The organism is Actinoalloteichus sp. GBA129-24 (assembly GCF_001941645.1).
Classification (GTDB): Bacteria; Actinomycetota; Actinomycetes; order Mycobacteriales; family Pseudonocardiaceae; genus Actinoalloteichus_A; species Actinoalloteichus_A fjordicus.
This window is the reverse complement of record NZ_CP016077.1, coordinates 3,153,208-3,169,386: the sequence shown is the minus strand read 5'-3', so window position 1 is coordinate 3,169,386 and position 16,179 is coordinate 3,153,208. Positions and strand designations below refer to the sequence as shown.

Sequence of the window (16,179 nt, the reverse complement as noted above, 5' to 3'; positions counted from 1 at the left end):
GACGCCCCCTGCCGCGCCGCCGGGCACTCGCGCACCGGCCGCCGGGCCCGCCTGGTCGCGGCCCGGTGCAGGCGTCGCCCCCTCTTCCGGCCACCGCACCGGCTTCGGGCCGGAGAGCGAGAGCGGTCCCGGTCGCGGAGCCGCGCAGCGGCGGCACACGCCGATGACGACCGTGGAGAGCACCGAGCCGAGCAGGCGGACGGTCAACGCCGTGGTCGCCGGGCTGATCCTCGGCGTGTTCCTCGCCGCGCTCGACGGAATGATCATGATGTCGGCCCTGCGGACCGTGGCCGACGAACTCGGCGGGCTGACCCTGCAGGCCTGGGTGACGACCGCCTATCTGATCACGATGACCGTCTCGACGCTGTTATACGGAAAGCTGTCGGACATCTTCGGCCGCCGACGGCTCTACCTGATCGCGATCGTCGTCTTCACCGTCGGCTCGCTGTTGTGCGCCCTCGCGCAGTCGATGTATCAGCTCGCCGTGTTCCGCGGCATCCAGGGTCTGGGCGCGGGCGGGCTGCTTCCGCTGGCACTCGCCGTGATCGCCGACCTGCTCCCACCGCACCGACGGGTCCGCTACCAGGCCAGACTCGGTGCGGTCTTCGGCCTCGCAGGCGTGCTCGGCCCCGTCCTCGGCGGCGTGTTCGCCGAGGCCGAGACCCTGGCGGGCATCGCGGGCTGGCGCTGGGTCTTCCTGGTGAACGTCCCGCTGGGGGTTCTCGCGATCATCGTGGTCGGCGCCCTGTTCCGGATCGAGACGCCCAGGGTCGACCACCGGGTGGACTGGTGGGGCGCGCTGACCCTCATCGTGGGCGTGGTGCCGCTGCTGCTCCTCGCCGAGCAGGGGCGCGAGTGGGGCTGGACGTCTCCGGCGGCGTTGACGGCGGCGGGCGTGGGCGTGGTCGGGCTGATCGCATTCGCCCAGGTCGAACGGTGGATGGGCGACGCAGCCCTGCTGGCGCCGCGCCTGTTCCGCAGACCGGCCTTCGCACTGGTCAACGTCGTCAACTTCCTCGGCGGAATGGGCATGTTCGCCGGGATGGCGCTGGTGCCGCTCTACCTCCAGATCGTGCTCGGCATGGCACCCGCCGCAGCAGGCCTGCTGTTACTCCCGCAGGCGTTGGCGATGACCCTCGGCGCCATGCTCTGCGGGCCCGTGATCGCCCGCACCGGCCGGTTCACCGTGTTGTTGGCCAGCGGACTCGCGATCATGGCAGGCGCCTATCTGCTGCTCGGGTTCGCGGCGACCCCCGACCTGTGGCAGGCGGCGCTGGTGCTCACGCTGCTGGGTCTCGGCACGGGGATGTACTTCCAGGTGGTGCTCACGGCGTTGCAGAACAGCGTGGACCGGACGGAAATGGGGGTGGCCAGTTCGCTGTCCGGCTTCTCCCGCCAACTCGGCGGCGTCGCGGGCACCGCCGTGGTGCTGTCGCTGCTGTTCACGCTCAGTGGAGAACGCATCGCGACGGCCTTCCGGTCGAGTCTCGACTCACCGGAGTTCACGGCGCGGATCGCCGACGAGGCGACTCTCGGGACATCGGAGGCGGCGCTGGTGGCCGAGATGCGGGCCGGTTCGGTCGATCTGAACGACACGTCCTTCCTCAGCACGCTCGACCCCCTGCTGGCCGCCCCGATCGTCGACGGCCTGGCACGCACCTTCGCCGTGGTCTTCACCGCCGTCGGGGCGATGATGCTGGGGTCGGTCCTGCTTGCCACGCTCATCCGGGAGCGACCGCGTCGAGACGGCGGCTGAGCAGCCCGCCCCGACCCCGTGTCCCCGAGCGACGAGGCGGAACCGATCTGCCATTCGAGGTAATCTCCGCAGCTCAGAATCGATTCAGCGCCGATCACCCCTGGTGATGGTGATCAAGCGACGGCTAACGTCTGCTTCCAGAAAATCGTTCACTACATTCGTGGTGCGTGAGTAGGCGGCGGCTCGCACGATCACGAGAAGGAGTCTCCCTATGAGACGAGGTCGCGCCACTCTGGCGCTCGGCGCCGCAGCCACCCTCCTGGTCGCCCTGCCGGTGCTCCCGGCGGGAGCACAGTCCCCCACCGACACCGATGCCGCCGCGGTCGTCTTCTTCGATGACTTCTCCGGACCCGGCATCGACTCGTCGAACTGGACCGTCGAGGTCACCGGGACGAACTTCGGCACGGTCAACAACGAGCAGCAGGCCTACATCGACTCCCCCGAGGTGCTCTACATCGACCAGAACGTCGACGGCGCCGACAGCGCGCTGGCGATCCATCCCCGGTACCGCCCCGGCACCGTCGCGCCAGACGGCCGGACCTACGACTTCGTCTCCGGTCGCCTCAAGACCCAGGACAAGCGCGACTGGACCTACGGAAACTTCGCCGTGCGCCTGAAGCTGCCGCAGGGCAGCCAGGCCTCCGGTCTCTGGCCCGCCGCCTGGATGCTGGGCAGCAGCATCGGCCACGGCACGCCATGGCCGTCCAGCGGCGAGATCGACATCATGGAGAGCGTCGGCGAGCCCTTCACCAACGTCTCGCTGCACGGCCCCGGCTACTCGGGCGACACCCCGCTGCACGCCCGGCAGTACTTCGACGGGCTCGACCCGTGGGACTGGCACGTCTACAGCGTCGAATGGTCGCCGCAGGGCTTCACCTTCTGGATCAACGACCGACACGTCTACACGGTCAGCCGCGCCGAGGTCGAGCAGTACGGACAGTGGGTCTACGACGATCCGGAGTTCCTGCTGTTGAACTTCGCGCTCGGCGGCGACTACCCGCACGGCGTCAACGGGGTGAGCCAGCCGTATCACGGCATCCCGCAGTCCACCGTGGACCTCGTCGCGGCGGACGACGCCCGTTACCTCATCGACTGGGTGAAGGTGGAACAGAACTGACCTACTTGCCGACCCCGACCGACTGGGTCGGATGTTCGTCCGTGGGGACGGGACAGGTGTGAGCAGGCGGCCTTTTCGGGGAGGCCCCACGCTCACAACGGTGCGGGAACCGTCCCTACGGCCTCCAGGGTGCGGGGTTCGTGGTGTGTGGCCCACGAACCCCGCACCGCTACTTCCGGGGCGCCTTCCGAGAAGCCGTGGTCCCGCCGACGGCGCGGCCGCCTCCTGACCACGGGCTCCGCAGGCCCGCCCGGCCGGAGCCGACTCGGCCGCCGAGCCCCCGTCCGCGCTGCGCCACGACACGCTGAGCCCGGTCGGGGATGGGTCCCCCGCGAGCCGAGGCCGCTTCGATCAGCCGTCACGAGGCCCCCGCTGCGACGGCGCCTGCGGCGAGGCTTCCCGAGCCGCCGCCCGCCGCCCGGGCGGCAGTGTGCCCGCCGCCAGTTCCAGTTCACGCCGCCGCAGCGCGTGATAGGCCGGAGCGATCCGCACCGCGAGTGAGGACCCGATCCGGTCGATGACGCCGACGGAGCGCTCGAGTCGCTCCAGCGCCGCGGACAGTCCGATCCCGCGCAGGTCACGACCGCAGGCGGCGGCCGCATCGTCATACGCACGCAGTAGCAGCTCGGCCAGATCACCGCCGCCCGCAGAACCGCCGCGCGGCCGGGAGCCGCCGGTGAGCCGGGAGGACGTGGACCGCAGCGCGCGACCCGCTCTGGCCAGCCTGCGACGACGTCGACGAACCTCCGCACGGACCGTGCCGTCCGCTTCGTCCCGCCGAGCAGGGTCGACGCCCGGCTCACGACGCGAGGACTCGGCGATCGAGCTGCCGGGGGAACCGCGCTCCCCCGCGCCGTTCCGGCCCGCCGACGGCAGTCGAGTCGGCTCGTCCTGCAGTATCCGACGGGCCGCAAGTGTCTGGGGCCCGCCCGCCAGGAATTCCAGGGCGTCGACGCGATCGCGTCGCAAGCGCTCCTCACACCGCCGGAGCACCTCAAGCTGCTGCCGTCTGCCGAGCACTGACCGCACCACTCCATTAGTCGGCGACGTCCGGATCGGCCGCCTCGCGCGAGTCACACACCTTGCAGATCGATCGACCGCCGGCTTGTGTTACAGCACGATCACGACGCCCTATGACCTGCCCTGACCGGGCAGGCACCGGGAATGTCGCTGTCGATTTCGTCGGGGCACCTCAGCCCCGACCGCATCCGGTAAAGCACGGCGGCGGACCAGCCGCTTTCACCGGCTCGATCCGCACCGTCGGCATCCTCGGCACGAGTCGCCGCCGATATCGCGCTGCCAATGCCGGAGAACCCCGCGATCCCCGTGTGCGACGGGTCCGATCCACGATGACCGGACCAGACGAGAGACGGGCGGAACAACGGCTTCGCGAAAGAGACAAACCGCAGATACACCACATCTGAGCTGGGGCGATGGCCGATTGCATCGCCGGGAACGCATGACGGCCGTGCGGCACCTCGACAGCGGAGCGCCCGATCACGCCGCCGCGACCACGGCGAGTGCACGACCATATGAAATCCGCGTGAGCAAGCGGCCGGTCGGGCGAACAATCCGATCCAGACGGACCAATTGATAGCCAATCGGAAGCGATGCCGGTTATTATTCGACCAAGGCCGACAAGGATTGGTCGACTGCGAACAAGACCAGACCTCGCCACCGATGATCTCCGCATGTCGGGCGGATCAAGGCTCCACGAGGCGTTCAGTGAATGCCGTCGACGAGAACGGAGAACGGCTGACATGACCACCGCAGGTCGGCGGGTCTCCGCCCGGTTTCAGCGTTGCGCGGGCACGGCGATCCTTTCGGTGACCGCCGCGCCCGGTGCTCGCCGGGACGGCCGAGCACAGTCGGGCCGCCGATCCCCTGCCCCGACCGGACCACCGAGCCGGATCTCACGGCCGTCCGCCTGCGGGACGGCAGGCTGGTGAGGAGTCGGACGTGCCGTGCCGCGCAGGCAGGCCGACCGAGCGGCCCGTGCGTGCGAGGGCCAGCAAGGCCCTGATCCGCTGTCGGATCGGGACGTCGGAGGACAGTCCAGGCGACCGGTTGCATCGTCGTGGCATCGCCGCCCGACGCGACCGTATCGAGCCACGCCGAGCCGCGAACCCGCCATGCCCAGGCGGGCAGGCTCGCCGAGCGCCCGTGGTCGCCACTCACCGCCGGGTTCGACGGTCGAACCGAGGAGGAGTCCACCATGGAGATCATCAGTCGCGCCGCATGGGGCGCCCGCTATCCGGACGGTTTCCGGGCCGCGCCATTGCCTGCACAAGAGGTGTGGCTGCACCACAGCGTCACCTCGGGGTCCGGCGCCGCAGCGGTGCGGACGCTGGAGGACATCGGCCAGTCCCGCTTCGGCGGGGGGATCTCGTACACGTTCGCGATCGACTCGACGGGCGCGATCTATCAGGGCCACAGCGTCGACCGTCAGGGCGCGCACACCGGGGGCCGCAACGACATCTCAAGAGCGATCTGCCTGATCGGCAACTACGAGACCCAGCAGATGACCGACCAGCAGATCCGCGCCGTCGCCTGGCTGCTCCGCCACGGCGCGGCCCATGGCTGGTGGCGGGCCAACCAGCTCAACGGCGGGCACCGGGACGCGCCCGGCGCCTCCACCGCCTGTCCCGGACGCCACGCGCAGGCACGAATCGGTGAGATCAACCGGCTCGCCGCATCCGACGATCTGGAGGACGACATGACCCCCGACGAGCGCACCGCCCTGTTCGAGATCCGAAACAGCCTGCGCCAGGGCCTGAGCAACTCGCACCCGCCCGGCGACATCTGGCTGGCACTCACCGAGCTGCGCAACCGGATGACCAGGCTCTACCAGGACCTCACTCCCGGCCAGAGCGGGCAGAAGTACCCCGGCGACACCTATCTTCAGCTCGTCGCACTGCGCAAGCAGGTCGACGTCCTGACCGCGATGGTCGCCGAACTCGGCGCGGCGAACGGCAACATCGACGTCGACGACCTGGTCGCCCGGATCCGGACGGCACTGGCCGAGGACTCGACGATTGCGGCCGCCGACGTCTCGGCGAACGAGAGCGCGCAGGCGTCCTGATCCACCTCCTGCCCGGCGGCAGGCGGGCCGTCGACGTCGTCCGGAGGACGACAAGGACCTCAGGCGGCGGGGTGGCGGTGCGGACAGCGGCCGCCACCCTCGGGGTAGGACCGGCCCCGCCTCATCCGCAGTCCGCATCGGACGCGGGTCGTCCAGACGCCGTCGACCTGCTTCCTGCGGTCGCAGGCTCGGGCTCGCAGCCCGCCGCCCACTCCGAGGGAGTGCATTCCAGCCTGCGGGCACCGGGCCCCTGATCGGCGAGTTCATCGTGCGGATTCGACAGCACGCAGGTGTCGAGCGACAGACAGCCGCAGCCGATGCAGTCGGTGAGGTCGTCCCGCAGCCGGACGAGCTGCCCGATGCGCGAGTCCAGCTCGGCCCGCCAGCCCGTGGACAACGTCTCCCAGTCCGAACGGGTGGGGGTTCGCCCGTCCGGCAGGCGACGCAGCGCGGCGCCGATGGCCGCCAGGGGGATTCCGACCCGCTGCGACACCCGAATGAACGCCACCCGGCGGAGCGTGTCCCGCCGGTAGCGACGCTGATTGCCGGTGGTCCGTCTGCTGCTGATCAGCCCCTGCCGCTCATAGAAGTGCAGTGCGGAGACGGCCACGCCGCTCCTGGCCGCGAGCTGCCCGACGGTGAGCTCCTTCGCGTTCCACTCCGGCATCATCATCTACGGCCTCCTAGAACCTCAATGTTTGTCAAGGTTAACCGAGGAGCCGGGCAGCCCGCGACCGAGCCGAACTGCCGACGACGACGAACGGGCCGCTCCGGTGATGCGCCGCCGCATGGTTCGGGACGGCAGGCGTCGGGCGACGCACCGGGTCACTCCGAACCGTCTGCCGGGCGCGCCGATCACCATCCGATAACCTCATGGCGCACCGAGCTGAATATCCCCTGCGCAGACAGGGTGGCACCGGCCGGCTGGGCCGGTGAGGATCGCAACGTCGTACTCGAAGTTCAAGTGGCACCGGCCCGCCTGAGCCGGTGAGGATCGCAACGGCGGAGGGCAGCTACACCTACGTCATCGACGGAGGTGGCACCGGCCTGCCAGGCCGATGCGGGTCACAATCAAGGCCGAGGCGTCGACCGGCAGGGCGCGCGCACCGCGATGGCACCGGCCCGGTGAGGCGGCGAACACGCAACGAACATCACGGCAAGCCCGACCATGGACGCCTCGGCTCGAGACCCGTCACCCAGGCACCACGCTCCCGCGCACCGCCAGGAGACGGGCGGACCCGGCTTGCGCCGCACTGCACCCGACCAGGGGTGAGATAGCGCCGCCCCAGGTCTTCCCCCGGCCGTCTTCGCTGGTCGTGAGCATGAACCTACTTAATTTTATTCAGAACTGAAGTGATAATGCCGAAGAACCATCACGTGCCGTCGCCCTGCGAACGGGGGTCGACGGGCGCATCCTTGACGACATGACGGGCGAGGTTCGATGACCTTCGCGGGTGCCGAGGCGGGGCGGAGTCGGTTCCCCGATCGGATCGACCTCGACGTCCCGAACGTGGCGCGGATGTACGACTACTACCTGGGCGGGGCCCACAACTTCGCCGCCGACCGGGCGCTCGCCGATCAGGCCATCGCTATCTCCCCCGACCTGGTCGACTCCGCACGGGCCACCCGCGACTTCCTCCGCCGCATCGTGGTCCACGCGCTGGACCGTGGCATCCGCCAGTTCCTCGACCTCGGGTCGGGCATTCCCAGCCGGGGGCACGTCCACGAGATCGCTCATCGCTATCACCCGGAGACCCGGATCTCCTATGTCGACCACGATCCGGTGGCCGTCGCGCACTCGGTCGCCATCCTGCGCGGCGTGGAACAGACCGCCGTGACGCTGGCCGACCTCCGAGACGTCGAGGACGTGCTGGTCCGAGCCACCCGCATCCTCGATCTGGACGATCCGCTCGCGGTGCTCGCCACGGCGGTGCTGCACTTCGTGCCGGACTCCGACCGGCCCGGCGACGTCATCGCCCGCTATGCCGAGGCGGTGGCGCCGGGGTCGCTGGTCGCGCTGTCCCATGGCTCGAACGTGCAGCCCCCCGAGGTGACGAAGGGGGTAGAGGACCTCTACCGGGCGACCGCGACGCCCATCACGCTGCGTTCTCCCGAGGTCCTGCGTCGGTGGCTGGCCGACGCGAACCTGGAGGTGGTGCTGCCGGGGATCGTCGACGTCACCCGATGGCGGCCGGACAGTCCGACGCTGCCCGAGCTCAGCTCCATACACGGCGGCGCCGGTCTCCGCCGCTGAGCATTCCGGCACTGAACAACACGACGGAATCAGCAGGCGCCGCCGAAGCGAGGCGGCCGAGACTGGGCTTCGCGGAGGACCGCAGGCCGCGCCGCCGTCTCCGGCGCCCGCGCGAGACGGGCGCCCCGGCCTGCGGGTTCTCGCCGACGTCCGAACCTGGCCCGCGTCCGGTGATCGAGGCAGCAGCCCGGTCTCGGGCCCGACCGTCCCGACGGGTCCGAGGCGAGCCGCGTGCCCGTCGGCGGCGCGGCGTACCGCGCCGCCGAAGAGAGCGGACAGTCGCGGAATCGGCGGACTCGTCCAGACCGCCTCGACGGCGGTCACCCCCGGACTCGACGTCCGTCCGGCCCACGATCGCGCCTGTCCGCGCCGGCTGCGTCGGCTGCTCCGTTCTGCTCACCCCTGGCACCCGACACCGTGCTCCCGGCGGGCGTCATCCTGCCGCATCGACCATGGGTGAAATCCGAAGGAAACCTTGCCGCGCAGGTAAGCGCGCTGTAGAGGCGGAGGCCGGTGCCGCAGCGGACGCGGGCGGCCGATGCGGGCCGGGTGAATCCGGAGGACGGTCATCGCGCCCGTCGGTGACTCCGACATGATCAGCGGGTCGCCGAGCGCGATCGGGCGACCGACGGGCGCTCGACCGTATCCCGGCGACTTCTCCGCGAGTGGGAGGAACCGATGAGAGGAACGTGGTGGCGAGGACGACCGACTTCCGGGTGCTCGGCCCGATCGAGTTGTGGACCGCCGGGCGGCGCGTCGACATCGGCAGCCCTCGGCGGCGCAGTGTGCTCGCCGCGCTGCTGGTGGACGCCAACCTCATTCTGACTCCTGCGGTCCTGATCGACCGGGTCTGGGGTGAGGCCGTTCCGCCGTCGGCCCGCAGCGCCCTCTACAGCCACCTGACCCGCATCCGCGCCAGCCTCGCCGAACTGGACGACCCGGCCGTTCTGCGCAGGACCAGCGGCGGCTATCTCCTCGACGTCGATCCCGAGCTGATCGACCTGCACCGCTTCCGCAGGCTGGCCGAGGAGGCCAGGAGCGGGGAGCTGTCCGACGAGGAGGCCTCGGCCGCGTGGTCGGCGGCGCTGGGCCTGTGGCGCGGAGTCCCGCTGGCGGGCACGGGCGGCGAGTGGGTCGAGGAGACCCGCGACCGACTGACCGGCGAACGGACCACCGCGACCGGCGATCACCACGACCACGAGCTGGGCAGGGGACGGCACGTCGAGCTGCTCGACGAGCTGCGCGCCGCGACGGCCCGCCAGCCATGGGACGAGCGGACCGCCGGGCAGTACATGCTGGCCGCCGCGCGGTCCGGACGACGAGTGGAGGCGCTCCAGCACTATGACCGGCTGCGCAACTCACTGGCCGAGGAGATCGGCGTCGATCCCGGACCGGCATTGCAAGGCCTGCACGCGAGCATCCTGCGCGGCGAGTCGGCACCGCAGCAGGCGCCCGCGCGCAGGCCCGCCGCGCTCCCGGTGCCCGCGCAGCTCCCCCACGACGTGCCCGGCTTCACCGGTCGGACCGCCGAACTCGCCGCGCTGGCACGCCGAACGACCGACGGCCGACGCGCGGTGGTGGTCTGCTCGGTCGACGGCACCGCCGGGGTGGGCAAGACCGCGCTGACCATCCACTTCGCTCATCACGTGGCCGAGGAGTTCCCCGACGGACAGCTCTACGTCGACCTGCGCGGTTTCGACGCGACCTCGCCTCCGCTGGCCGCGGCGGACGCACTCGGCCGGTTCCTTCGGGCGCTCGGTCTGGACACCCGGCAGGTCCCCGTCGACGCGGAGGAGGCGTCGGCGCTGTTCCGGAGCATGCTCGCGGGCAGGCGGATGCTGATCGTGCTGGACAACGCCGCCACTCCCGATCAGGTCCGCCCGCTGCTGCCTGCGACGGCCGCCAGCCTGGTGCTGATCACGAGCAGGCACAGTCTGGTCGGGCTGCGGGCCCGCGACGGCGTCACGGCACTGACCCTGGACGTCCTGACCACGGCGGAGTCGGTGGAGCTGCTGCGGCACATCGTCGGCGCGGCGCGGGTCGCCGAAGAGCCTGCGGCCGCGACCACGCTCACGGCGTTGTGCGGGCGCCTGCCGCTCGCGCTGCGCATCGCGGGTGAGCGCATCGCAGCCGATCGCACGCTCACCCTCGGCGAGCTGGTCGCGGAACTGACCGAGGAGAGCGCCCGCCTCGACGTGCTCTCGGCCGATGGCGACGAACTCGCCGAGGTCCGCGCGGTGATCTCCTGGTCCTACCGAGGCCTGGACGCACCGTCGGCACGGCTGTTCCGGCTGCTGAGCCTGCATCCCGGTCCCGAGTTCGGCACGGAGGCCGCCGCCGCGCTGGGCGGGCAGCCGCCCTCCTCGGCGCAGCCGCTGCTCGCCACGCTGACCGGCGGGCATCTCCTGGCCGAGGCAGGACACGGCCGCTACCGCTTCCATGACCTGGTCCGGCTCTACGCCGCCGAGCAGGTCCTCGCCGAGGAGCCGCCGGACGAGCAGGAGGCCGCCCGTGATCGGCTGCTCGGCTGGTATCTGCGCGGCGCCCACGAGTCGAGCAGCACACTGAGCCCGCATCGTCGCCGGGCCGAGATCACCCGGCTCGTCGGCACCCCGTCTCCGCCGCATTTCGCCGACCGTGCCGAGGCTCTGGCGTGGTGCCAGACCGAACGGGTCAATCTGAGCACCGCCGTCCGACAGGCCTTCGACACCGGGCGCTTCGCCCTGGCCTGGACGCTGGCCCAGGCGATGTGGGACTTCTACTACCTGCGCAGCCACTGGGCCGACTGGCTGACGACGCACCGCCTCGGCCTGACGGCGGCCCGTCGGGCAGGCGATCGGATCGGCGAGGCGGGTCTGCTCACCAGTCTGGGGCATGTGCACTGGGAGCTGGGCGCCTACGAGGAGGCGCTGCGTCTCGCGGGCGAGGGCCTCGCCGTGTGGCGGGCCGAGGCGGACGGCTGGGGCGAGGGCATGGCCCTGCACATCGTGGCGGGAGCGCTGCGGGGCACGGGCAGGCCCGCGGAGAGCATCGAGCACTACCGCCGGGCGTTGACGGCGCATCGCCGGATCGAGAACCGGTGGGGCGAGGCCTGGACGCTGACCAGTCTCGGCGTGGCCTATCGCGATCACCGCAGGCTGTCCGAGGCTCTGGACGTCACCGAACAGGCCAGGGCGCTGTGGACGCGCATCGGGGACCATCACGGCGAGGGGACCACTTTGAACGACCTCGGCGACGTCCACCGGGAACTCGGCGACCACGAGGCCGCCCTGCGCAGCCACCGCGCGGCCGCGTCGGTCAACGGGCGCAACGGAAACCGCTGGGGCGAGGCCTGGGCACTGGACGGCATCGCCCGCACGATGTCCGACCTCGGCCGCATCGAGACCGCCCGCGAACACTGGCGGCAGGCGGCGAGCATCTTCGAGGAGCTGGGCGACGCGCGAGCCGAGGAGGTCCGGCGGCGGCTGGCGGGAGGATGAGCGCTCGGTGGCGGGAGCCCCGGTGGCGCCGTCCCGCCCCGCCTTATCGTTCGGCTTCGATGCGCTCGAAGATGTCGGCGTCGGTCTCCTGCTGCCAGCCGGGCAGCTCGTCCCAGTCCGCGACGTAGGACGGCTTGGGGTCGGGAAACTGCCGGTAGATCTGGCCGATCCAGCACAGGGCGACGAAGCGGCCCTTCTGGCTGCGGGTCAGTCTCGCAGTGGCACCGTCGGCGGCGCGGACGAAGGCAAGGACCAGTTCGCAGACGGCGGCCGCTGCGGCGCGCTCCCAGTCCGGCGTCGTCTCCCACGGAGTGATGTAGCCGGGCTTGGGCCGGCCAGGATAGTGCCTGGTGACCCCGGCGATCCATGCCTCGCGGAACAGCCTGCCTGGTTCGTGCATGGTGAACTCCCTGTCGTCAGCCGGTAGTGGTGCGCCGAGCCGCGAGGGCGCTGATATCGGCGTCAATCGCGTGGATGTGTTGGTCTGCAAGCAGGGAGGCCAGATGTGATTGCAGCCCCTGCAGCTTGCGCATGATCACATTCGACCTCGTGTCACGAGCCAGGGTCGGCGCGGTGGCCCGACACATTCGCTCGGCGGCCGTCGATGCTGGTGACCACCGTCGGTGCGTCCTCGCTGCCACCTCTCTGCCGCATTCTGGCTGTAGCCCTCCTTCGCTACTTCCGGTTGCCTGCACGTAACTCACTGCATCCATGCCCGACCATATCGGAGGCCCTCATGCCGGCGACGACCACTCGAACCAAGGGAGTGCGACACCCGGCAGGCCCGGACATCGGTTCGTACCGCCCTGGCCGGTGACGGCGAGTCTGTGCGAGGTGGTGGAGCACTTCCTCGGCCACACCCCGTGGTGGGAGACCGACACCCGCGTCCTGCTCGCCTACTACGAGGGCTATCAGGCAGCGGCGGCGGCAGCCCCCGCCCACGAGCCGACGCATGTCGCGGGGTGGGACTGGGACGAGGATCTCCGCGCCTGCCTCGACGCCTGTGTGTCGCAGTTCCGCACGAGACTGGCGGCCGAGGTCGAGGCCGAACGCGGGTCGGGTGCCGAAGTCGAGGCCGATGCCTCGGCCGCGCCGGAGAATTCGAGGCGGAGCGGCGCCGACCGCCCTCGATCGTCTCGACGCCCGAGCCGCAGCGCGGGACGTGCCGTGCCCAGATGAGGACGGCAGCGACCGCTGACGGAGAAGCGAACCTGCGGATCTCGCCGCGTCCAGTTCCTCGGACACCTTCTCCGCGCGCACACCCCGTGGTCGCACGACGGTCCTTTTCCACGCCTCGTAAGGCCCGGCGCAGCTGTTCACCGGCCCAGAAGGCGACTCCGATCGCGCCACGCGAGTCGAAGCAGCGTCAAGGAGCAGGCCGAGAGGCGAGGTTCGAGGCGATCGATCGCCTCACCCGTGAACGGCATGTCCAGCCTGCCGCCCTCGCCGACGAGGTGTCCCTCATCGTTGGTCGACACCAAGCCGGTGAACAGTCGATCGAAGGTCTCGTCGTCGATCACGGCGACGGTACGTTGACTCGCAGCCAGGGTCAGCGGGTCCATCACCAGGCCGTAGTGCCAGAGCCGCAAGCGGCCCTCGGCACGCGCCTGCTCGAAGGAGCGGAAGGGCTCCTGCCTGACATAGTCGATCGAGCAGGCTCCGGCTCCGTCGTGCTCGGGGTTGCCGAGGAACTCCTCCGAGTATTCGCGCATGATGTTGCGCCACAAGGAGAAGTCGTTGCGCACGTCGACTGCGGCCAGTGACGAGGGCTGGAACTCTCCGGAGGGCATGACCGTGCACATCCCGCCGCCGTCGGCCACGGCACGACCGTCACGCTGATGCATCATGAACCGGTCATCGCCGCGCGCACCCCTTCGGATGGTCAAGGTGCTGATACCGGGTGACATCAACAGCCGGGCCGGATCGAACGGGACCCCGATCGCCGACCGCAGCGGTAGCGCACTCCAGTCCGGTACGGACCCTCCCGAGGCCAACCACGCCGCCTTGAACTCGTGGGCAAGGGACTCCTTGAGGTCGAACACCTCGAAGAACGTCGTGGTCCCGAACGTCATCGCCACTCCGTGGCGCTGCGACACCCCGAGCAGTCGGTAACTGAGGCGGTTCTCCAGGAGCCGAGGGCGCACCAGGTCCCGCACGGCTCGGCTGTAGCCTGCGTAGCGCTCGCCGCGAGTGGTCAGCGGCAGCACGTGATCCAGCGGCTCGAGCCTCGGGAGCGGACTCTCGGCATCAGCGAAGCTCAACCGCACCGAGTCGAGCTCCACCGGTTCGTCCAACAGCCAGCCGGGGCCGGTCAGGGCATGTCCACCGGGCGCCCGGCAGGCTGCCGGGTACAACCAGGCGGCCAACTCCGCGAGTTCGCGTCCACGCGCGCCGACTGCCCGGCGCACCCGCGGCCACTCCTCCTGGCTCCGCCGCACCTGCTCGGCGATCTCAGGGCCGAACGCCGGGTTCCTGTCGCCTGGCGCCAGTGCCTCGTACGGCCGTGTACCAGCGTCGCCGTCAACGCCGTCGGCCTCGGTGAGCAGTTCCTCCAGTTCCTCCGAAGAGAGGTTCAGTGCCGCCGCGAGGCGCGGGCGAATCCACGGCTGCGGCTCCCGCTCGCCGCCTTCCCAGCGCACCACGGTGGAGCGCTCGACCCGCAGTCGGGCGGCCAGGTCCTCCTGCGTCAAGCCGAGGCTCTTCCGTCGGCGCGCGAGACGGCGGCGCCTGGTCGCCTGCACTCGACCTCCGGAGGAACTCGATCCGACCGCCGTCAACGCTGGTGACCACGGTCGCTGCGTCGTCGCTGTGCCGCTGTGCCGCATCCCGGCCGTGGCACTCCTTCACTACCGCCGGTCGCAGGTACGTGACGCGGTGAATACGCGGAGGACGATAGTCGAGGAGGTCAGGCGAGCATCGTCCGATCCGGACCGGCGAAGCGCCGAATCCCCGGCAGGCTCGTGCCGTGGTCGATGAGGGCAGGTCCGTGCGAGCTGACGACAGGCTTCCCCCAAGCCCGGCGCCGACCGTCTCGACACCCGAGCCGCAGCGCGGGACAACGCCGGGCCGAGGTGATGACGGCGGTCGGGAGCCGCGAGAAGCCGAGCCCGCCGCCCCGCAGTGCGACTCAGCGCCGCAGACCCTCGAACACGTCGACGGCGATCTCGCGGACCACGTCCTCGTCGACCGCGATGCCCAGGCCGGGCCCGGTCGGGACGCTCGCGCGGCCGTCGCGCACGACGACGGTCTCGCCGGTGGCGTAGACGGAGTCGATGAACTGTCGGCCGTTGAGGTCCACCGGGGTGTCGATGCCGAACGCGGCGAACAGGTGCAGCGAGGCGGCCAGTCCGACGTCGGAGTCGGTCAGACCGGAGCCGATCAGCCGGACGCCGCTGTCCTCGGCGAGGGCGCAGAGCCGTTTGGAGAGCGTCAGGCCGCCGCTGCGCTGGACCTTCGCCACGGCGACGTCCACGGCCGCGAGCCGGACGAAGGTGGCCAGGTCGCCGGGGTGTCGGATGCTCTCGTCGAGTGCGACGGGGATCGGGGAGGCGTCGCGGAGTCTGCGCAGGCCCGCGATGTCGTTGGCGGGCAGCGGCTGTTCGAAGACGGCCACGTCCAGTTCCGCCAGCAGTCGAGCCGTCCGCAGCGCCACGTCGATCGGGTAGGCCTGGTTGGCGTCCACCCACAGCGGAGCATCGGGCGCCGCCGCGCGGACGGCGCGGACCACCGCCAGGTCCTCGGCCTCGGTGTGCACGCCGATCTTCACCTTGAACGCCCCGTAGCCGAGTTCCCGGCCCTCGGCCACGCACTCGGCGACCTCGGCGGCGCTCTGTCCGGAGACGATCCAGCCGAGGGTGATCTCCTCGGTGCGCCGCTGTCCCCAGAGGACGCCGAGCGGGACGCCGCAGGCCCGGCCCAGCAGGTCGTGCACGGCGACGTCGACGGCGCACTTGGCCAGCGGGGCGCCGATGGTGACGCCTCGGTTGATGACGCGATCGAAGGTCGAGGTCAGGCCGTCCAGATCCCAGCAGGGTCGGCCGAGGACCGAGGGGGCGAGGTAGCGGTCGATGGTGCTGACGATGGACTCGACGGTCTCGTAGGTCCAGGCCGGGATCGGGGTCGCCTCGCCCCAGCCCGCGAGGCCGTCGGCGCTCACCTTGACCAGCACGCGCAGGCTCGGCGTTCCGGCGACCGCCACCGAGCCGCCCGCGACGCCGAAGGAGCGTCGCGTCGGCAGTGCGACGACGAAGGTCTCGACGCGATCGATCACCACCTCCGCGAGGCAGGCGACGCCGTTCGACGGCGTCGAACGCCCGATCGACGGGCGGCCGTCCGACGGAAACGGCCGCTGCCGGGCAGGACCGTTCGAGGGCACGGGGGAGTCGAATTTGTTCATCCGTTCTCCTATTCGAAACGTCTTGACCACGTCCTGCCCGGCTGCCTACCCTACGGCAGTAAGCGCTTTCCAAAAAGGTTTCCGCACGGTGACAG

At 70.7% G+C, this 16,179-nt stretch carries 11 protein-coding genes; 6 read left to right on the top strand and 5 right to left on the bottom strand.

Translation table 11 applies throughout. From position 1 onward, the window contains the following. The first annotated feature begins 163 nt into the window (after positions 1 to 163). Together UA75_RS14095 and UA75_RS14090 are read left to right on the top strand one after the other, a co-directional pair. Positions 164 to 1,756 carry a DHA2 family efflux MFS transporter permease subunit gene (locus UA75_RS14095; protein WP_075740631.1) on the top strand — a complete coding sequence of 531 codons (1,593 nt, stop codon included), beginning with the start codon at positions 164 to 166 and terminating at the stop codon, positions 1,754 to 1,756. Between the two features lie 211 nt (positions 1,757 to 1,967). Continuing rightward, complete coding sequence (locus UA75_RS14090; RefSeq protein ID WP_075740630.1) at positions 1,968 to 2,873, top strand: family 16 glycosylhydrolase; 906 nt, start codon at positions 1,968 to 1,970, stop codon at positions 2,871 to 2,873. A 351-nt stretch (positions 2,874 to 3,224) separates the two neighbouring features. Here the strand turns inward: UA75_RS14090 and UA75_RS14085 are convergent, their stop codons facing one another. Continuing rightward, positions 3,225 to 3,842, bottom strand: a complete 618-nt coding sequence (locus UA75_RS14085; RefSeq protein ID WP_198044257.1) for a DUF4041 domain-containing protein — start codon at positions 3,840 to 3,842, stop codon at positions 3,225 to 3,227. Between the two features lie 1,108 nt (positions 3,843 to 4,950). On the opposite strand from UA75_RS14085, the gene UA75_RS31775 reads away from it, so the two are divergent. Then, positions 4,951 to 5,955, top strand: a complete 1,005-nt coding sequence (locus tag UA75_RS31775; protein WP_232237753.1) for a peptidoglycan recognition family protein — start codon at positions 4,951 to 4,953, stop codon at positions 5,953 to 5,955. A 121-nt stretch (positions 5,956 to 6,076) separates the two neighbouring features. Here UA75_RS31775 and soxR read toward each other — a convergent pair whose 3' ends face one another. After that, entirely contained in the window at positions 6,077 to 6,622 is a 546-nt protein-coding gene (soxR, locus tag UA75_RS14075) for a redox-sensitive transcriptional activator SoxR (protein WP_083684044.1), read from the bottom strand. A 774-nt stretch (positions 6,623 to 7,396) separates the two neighbouring features. On the opposite strand from soxR, the gene UA75_RS14070 reads away from it, so the two are divergent. Beyond that, positions 7,397 to 8,209 (top strand): SAM-dependent methyltransferase, encoded by an 813-nt coding sequence (locus tag UA75_RS14070; protein WP_075740628.1) that lies wholly within the window; start codon positions 7,397 to 7,399, stop codon positions 8,207 to 8,209. Positions 8,210 to 8,901: 692 nt separating this feature from the next. After that, complete coding sequence (locus tag UA75_RS14065; protein ID WP_157434169.1) at positions 8,902 to 11,688, top strand: AfsR/SARP family transcriptional regulator; 2,787 nt, start codon at positions 8,902 to 8,904, stop codon at positions 11,686 to 11,688. Positions 11,689 to 11,731: 43 nt separating this feature from the next. Here the strand turns inward: UA75_RS14065 and UA75_RS14060 are convergent, their stop codons facing one another. Further along, positions 11,732 to 12,088 (bottom strand): hypothetical protein, encoded by a 357-nt coding sequence (locus tag UA75_RS14060; RefSeq protein WP_075740627.1) that lies wholly within the window; start codon positions 12,086 to 12,088, stop codon positions 11,732 to 11,734. 413 nt (positions 12,089 to 12,501) lie between these two features. Here UA75_RS14060 and UA75_RS14055 point away from each other — a divergent pair, with 413 nt between their 5' ends. Then, positions 12,502 to 12,867, top strand: coding sequence for a hypothetical protein (locus tag UA75_RS14055; protein WP_075740626.1), 366 nt, complete (start codon positions 12,502 to 12,504; stop codon positions 12,865 to 12,867). Between the two features lie 137 nt (positions 12,868 to 13,004). Here the strand turns inward: UA75_RS14055 and UA75_RS14050 are convergent, their stop codons facing one another. After that, positions 13,005 to 14,429 (bottom strand): helix-turn-helix transcriptional regulator, encoded by a 1,425-nt coding sequence (locus tag UA75_RS14050; protein WP_075740625.1) that lies wholly within the window; start codon positions 14,427 to 14,429, stop codon positions 13,005 to 13,007. Between the two features lie 386 nt (positions 14,430 to 14,815). Continuing rightward, positions 14,816 to 16,084, bottom strand: coding sequence for a mandelate racemase/muconate lactonizing enzyme family protein (locus tag UA75_RS14045; RefSeq protein WP_083690694.1), 1,269 nt, complete (start codon positions 16,082 to 16,084; stop codon positions 14,816 to 14,818). Between the last annotated feature and the right edge of the window lie 95 nt (positions 16,085 to 16,179).

What these genes read in the sequence shown, in the direction of transcription:
- UA75_RS14095 (WP_075740631.1), top strand. Translation starts at nt 164, where the DNA reads ATGACGACCGTGGAGAGCACCGAGCCGAGCAGGCGGACGGTCAACGCC.
- UA75_RS14090 (WP_075740630.1), top strand. Translation starts at nt 1,968, where the DNA reads ATGAGACGAGGTCGCGCCACTCTGGCGCTCGGCGCCGCAGCCACCCTC.
- soxR (WP_083684044.1), bottom strand. Translation starts at nt 6,622, where the DNA reads ATGCCGGAGTGGAACGCGAAGGAGCTCACCGTCGGGCAGCTCGCGGCC.
- UA75_RS14070 (WP_075740628.1), top strand. Translation starts at nt 7,397, where the DNA reads ATGACCTTCGCGGGTGCCGAGGCGGGGCGGAGTCGGTTCCCCGATCGG.
- UA75_RS14060 (WP_075740627.1), bottom strand. Translation starts at nt 12,088, where the DNA reads ATGCACGAACCAGGCAGGCTGTTCCGCGAGGCATGGATCGCCGGGGTC.
- UA75_RS14045 (WP_083690694.1), bottom strand. Translation starts at nt 16,084, where the DNA reads ATGAACAAATTCGACTCCCCCGTGCCCTCGAACGGTCCTGCCCGGCAG.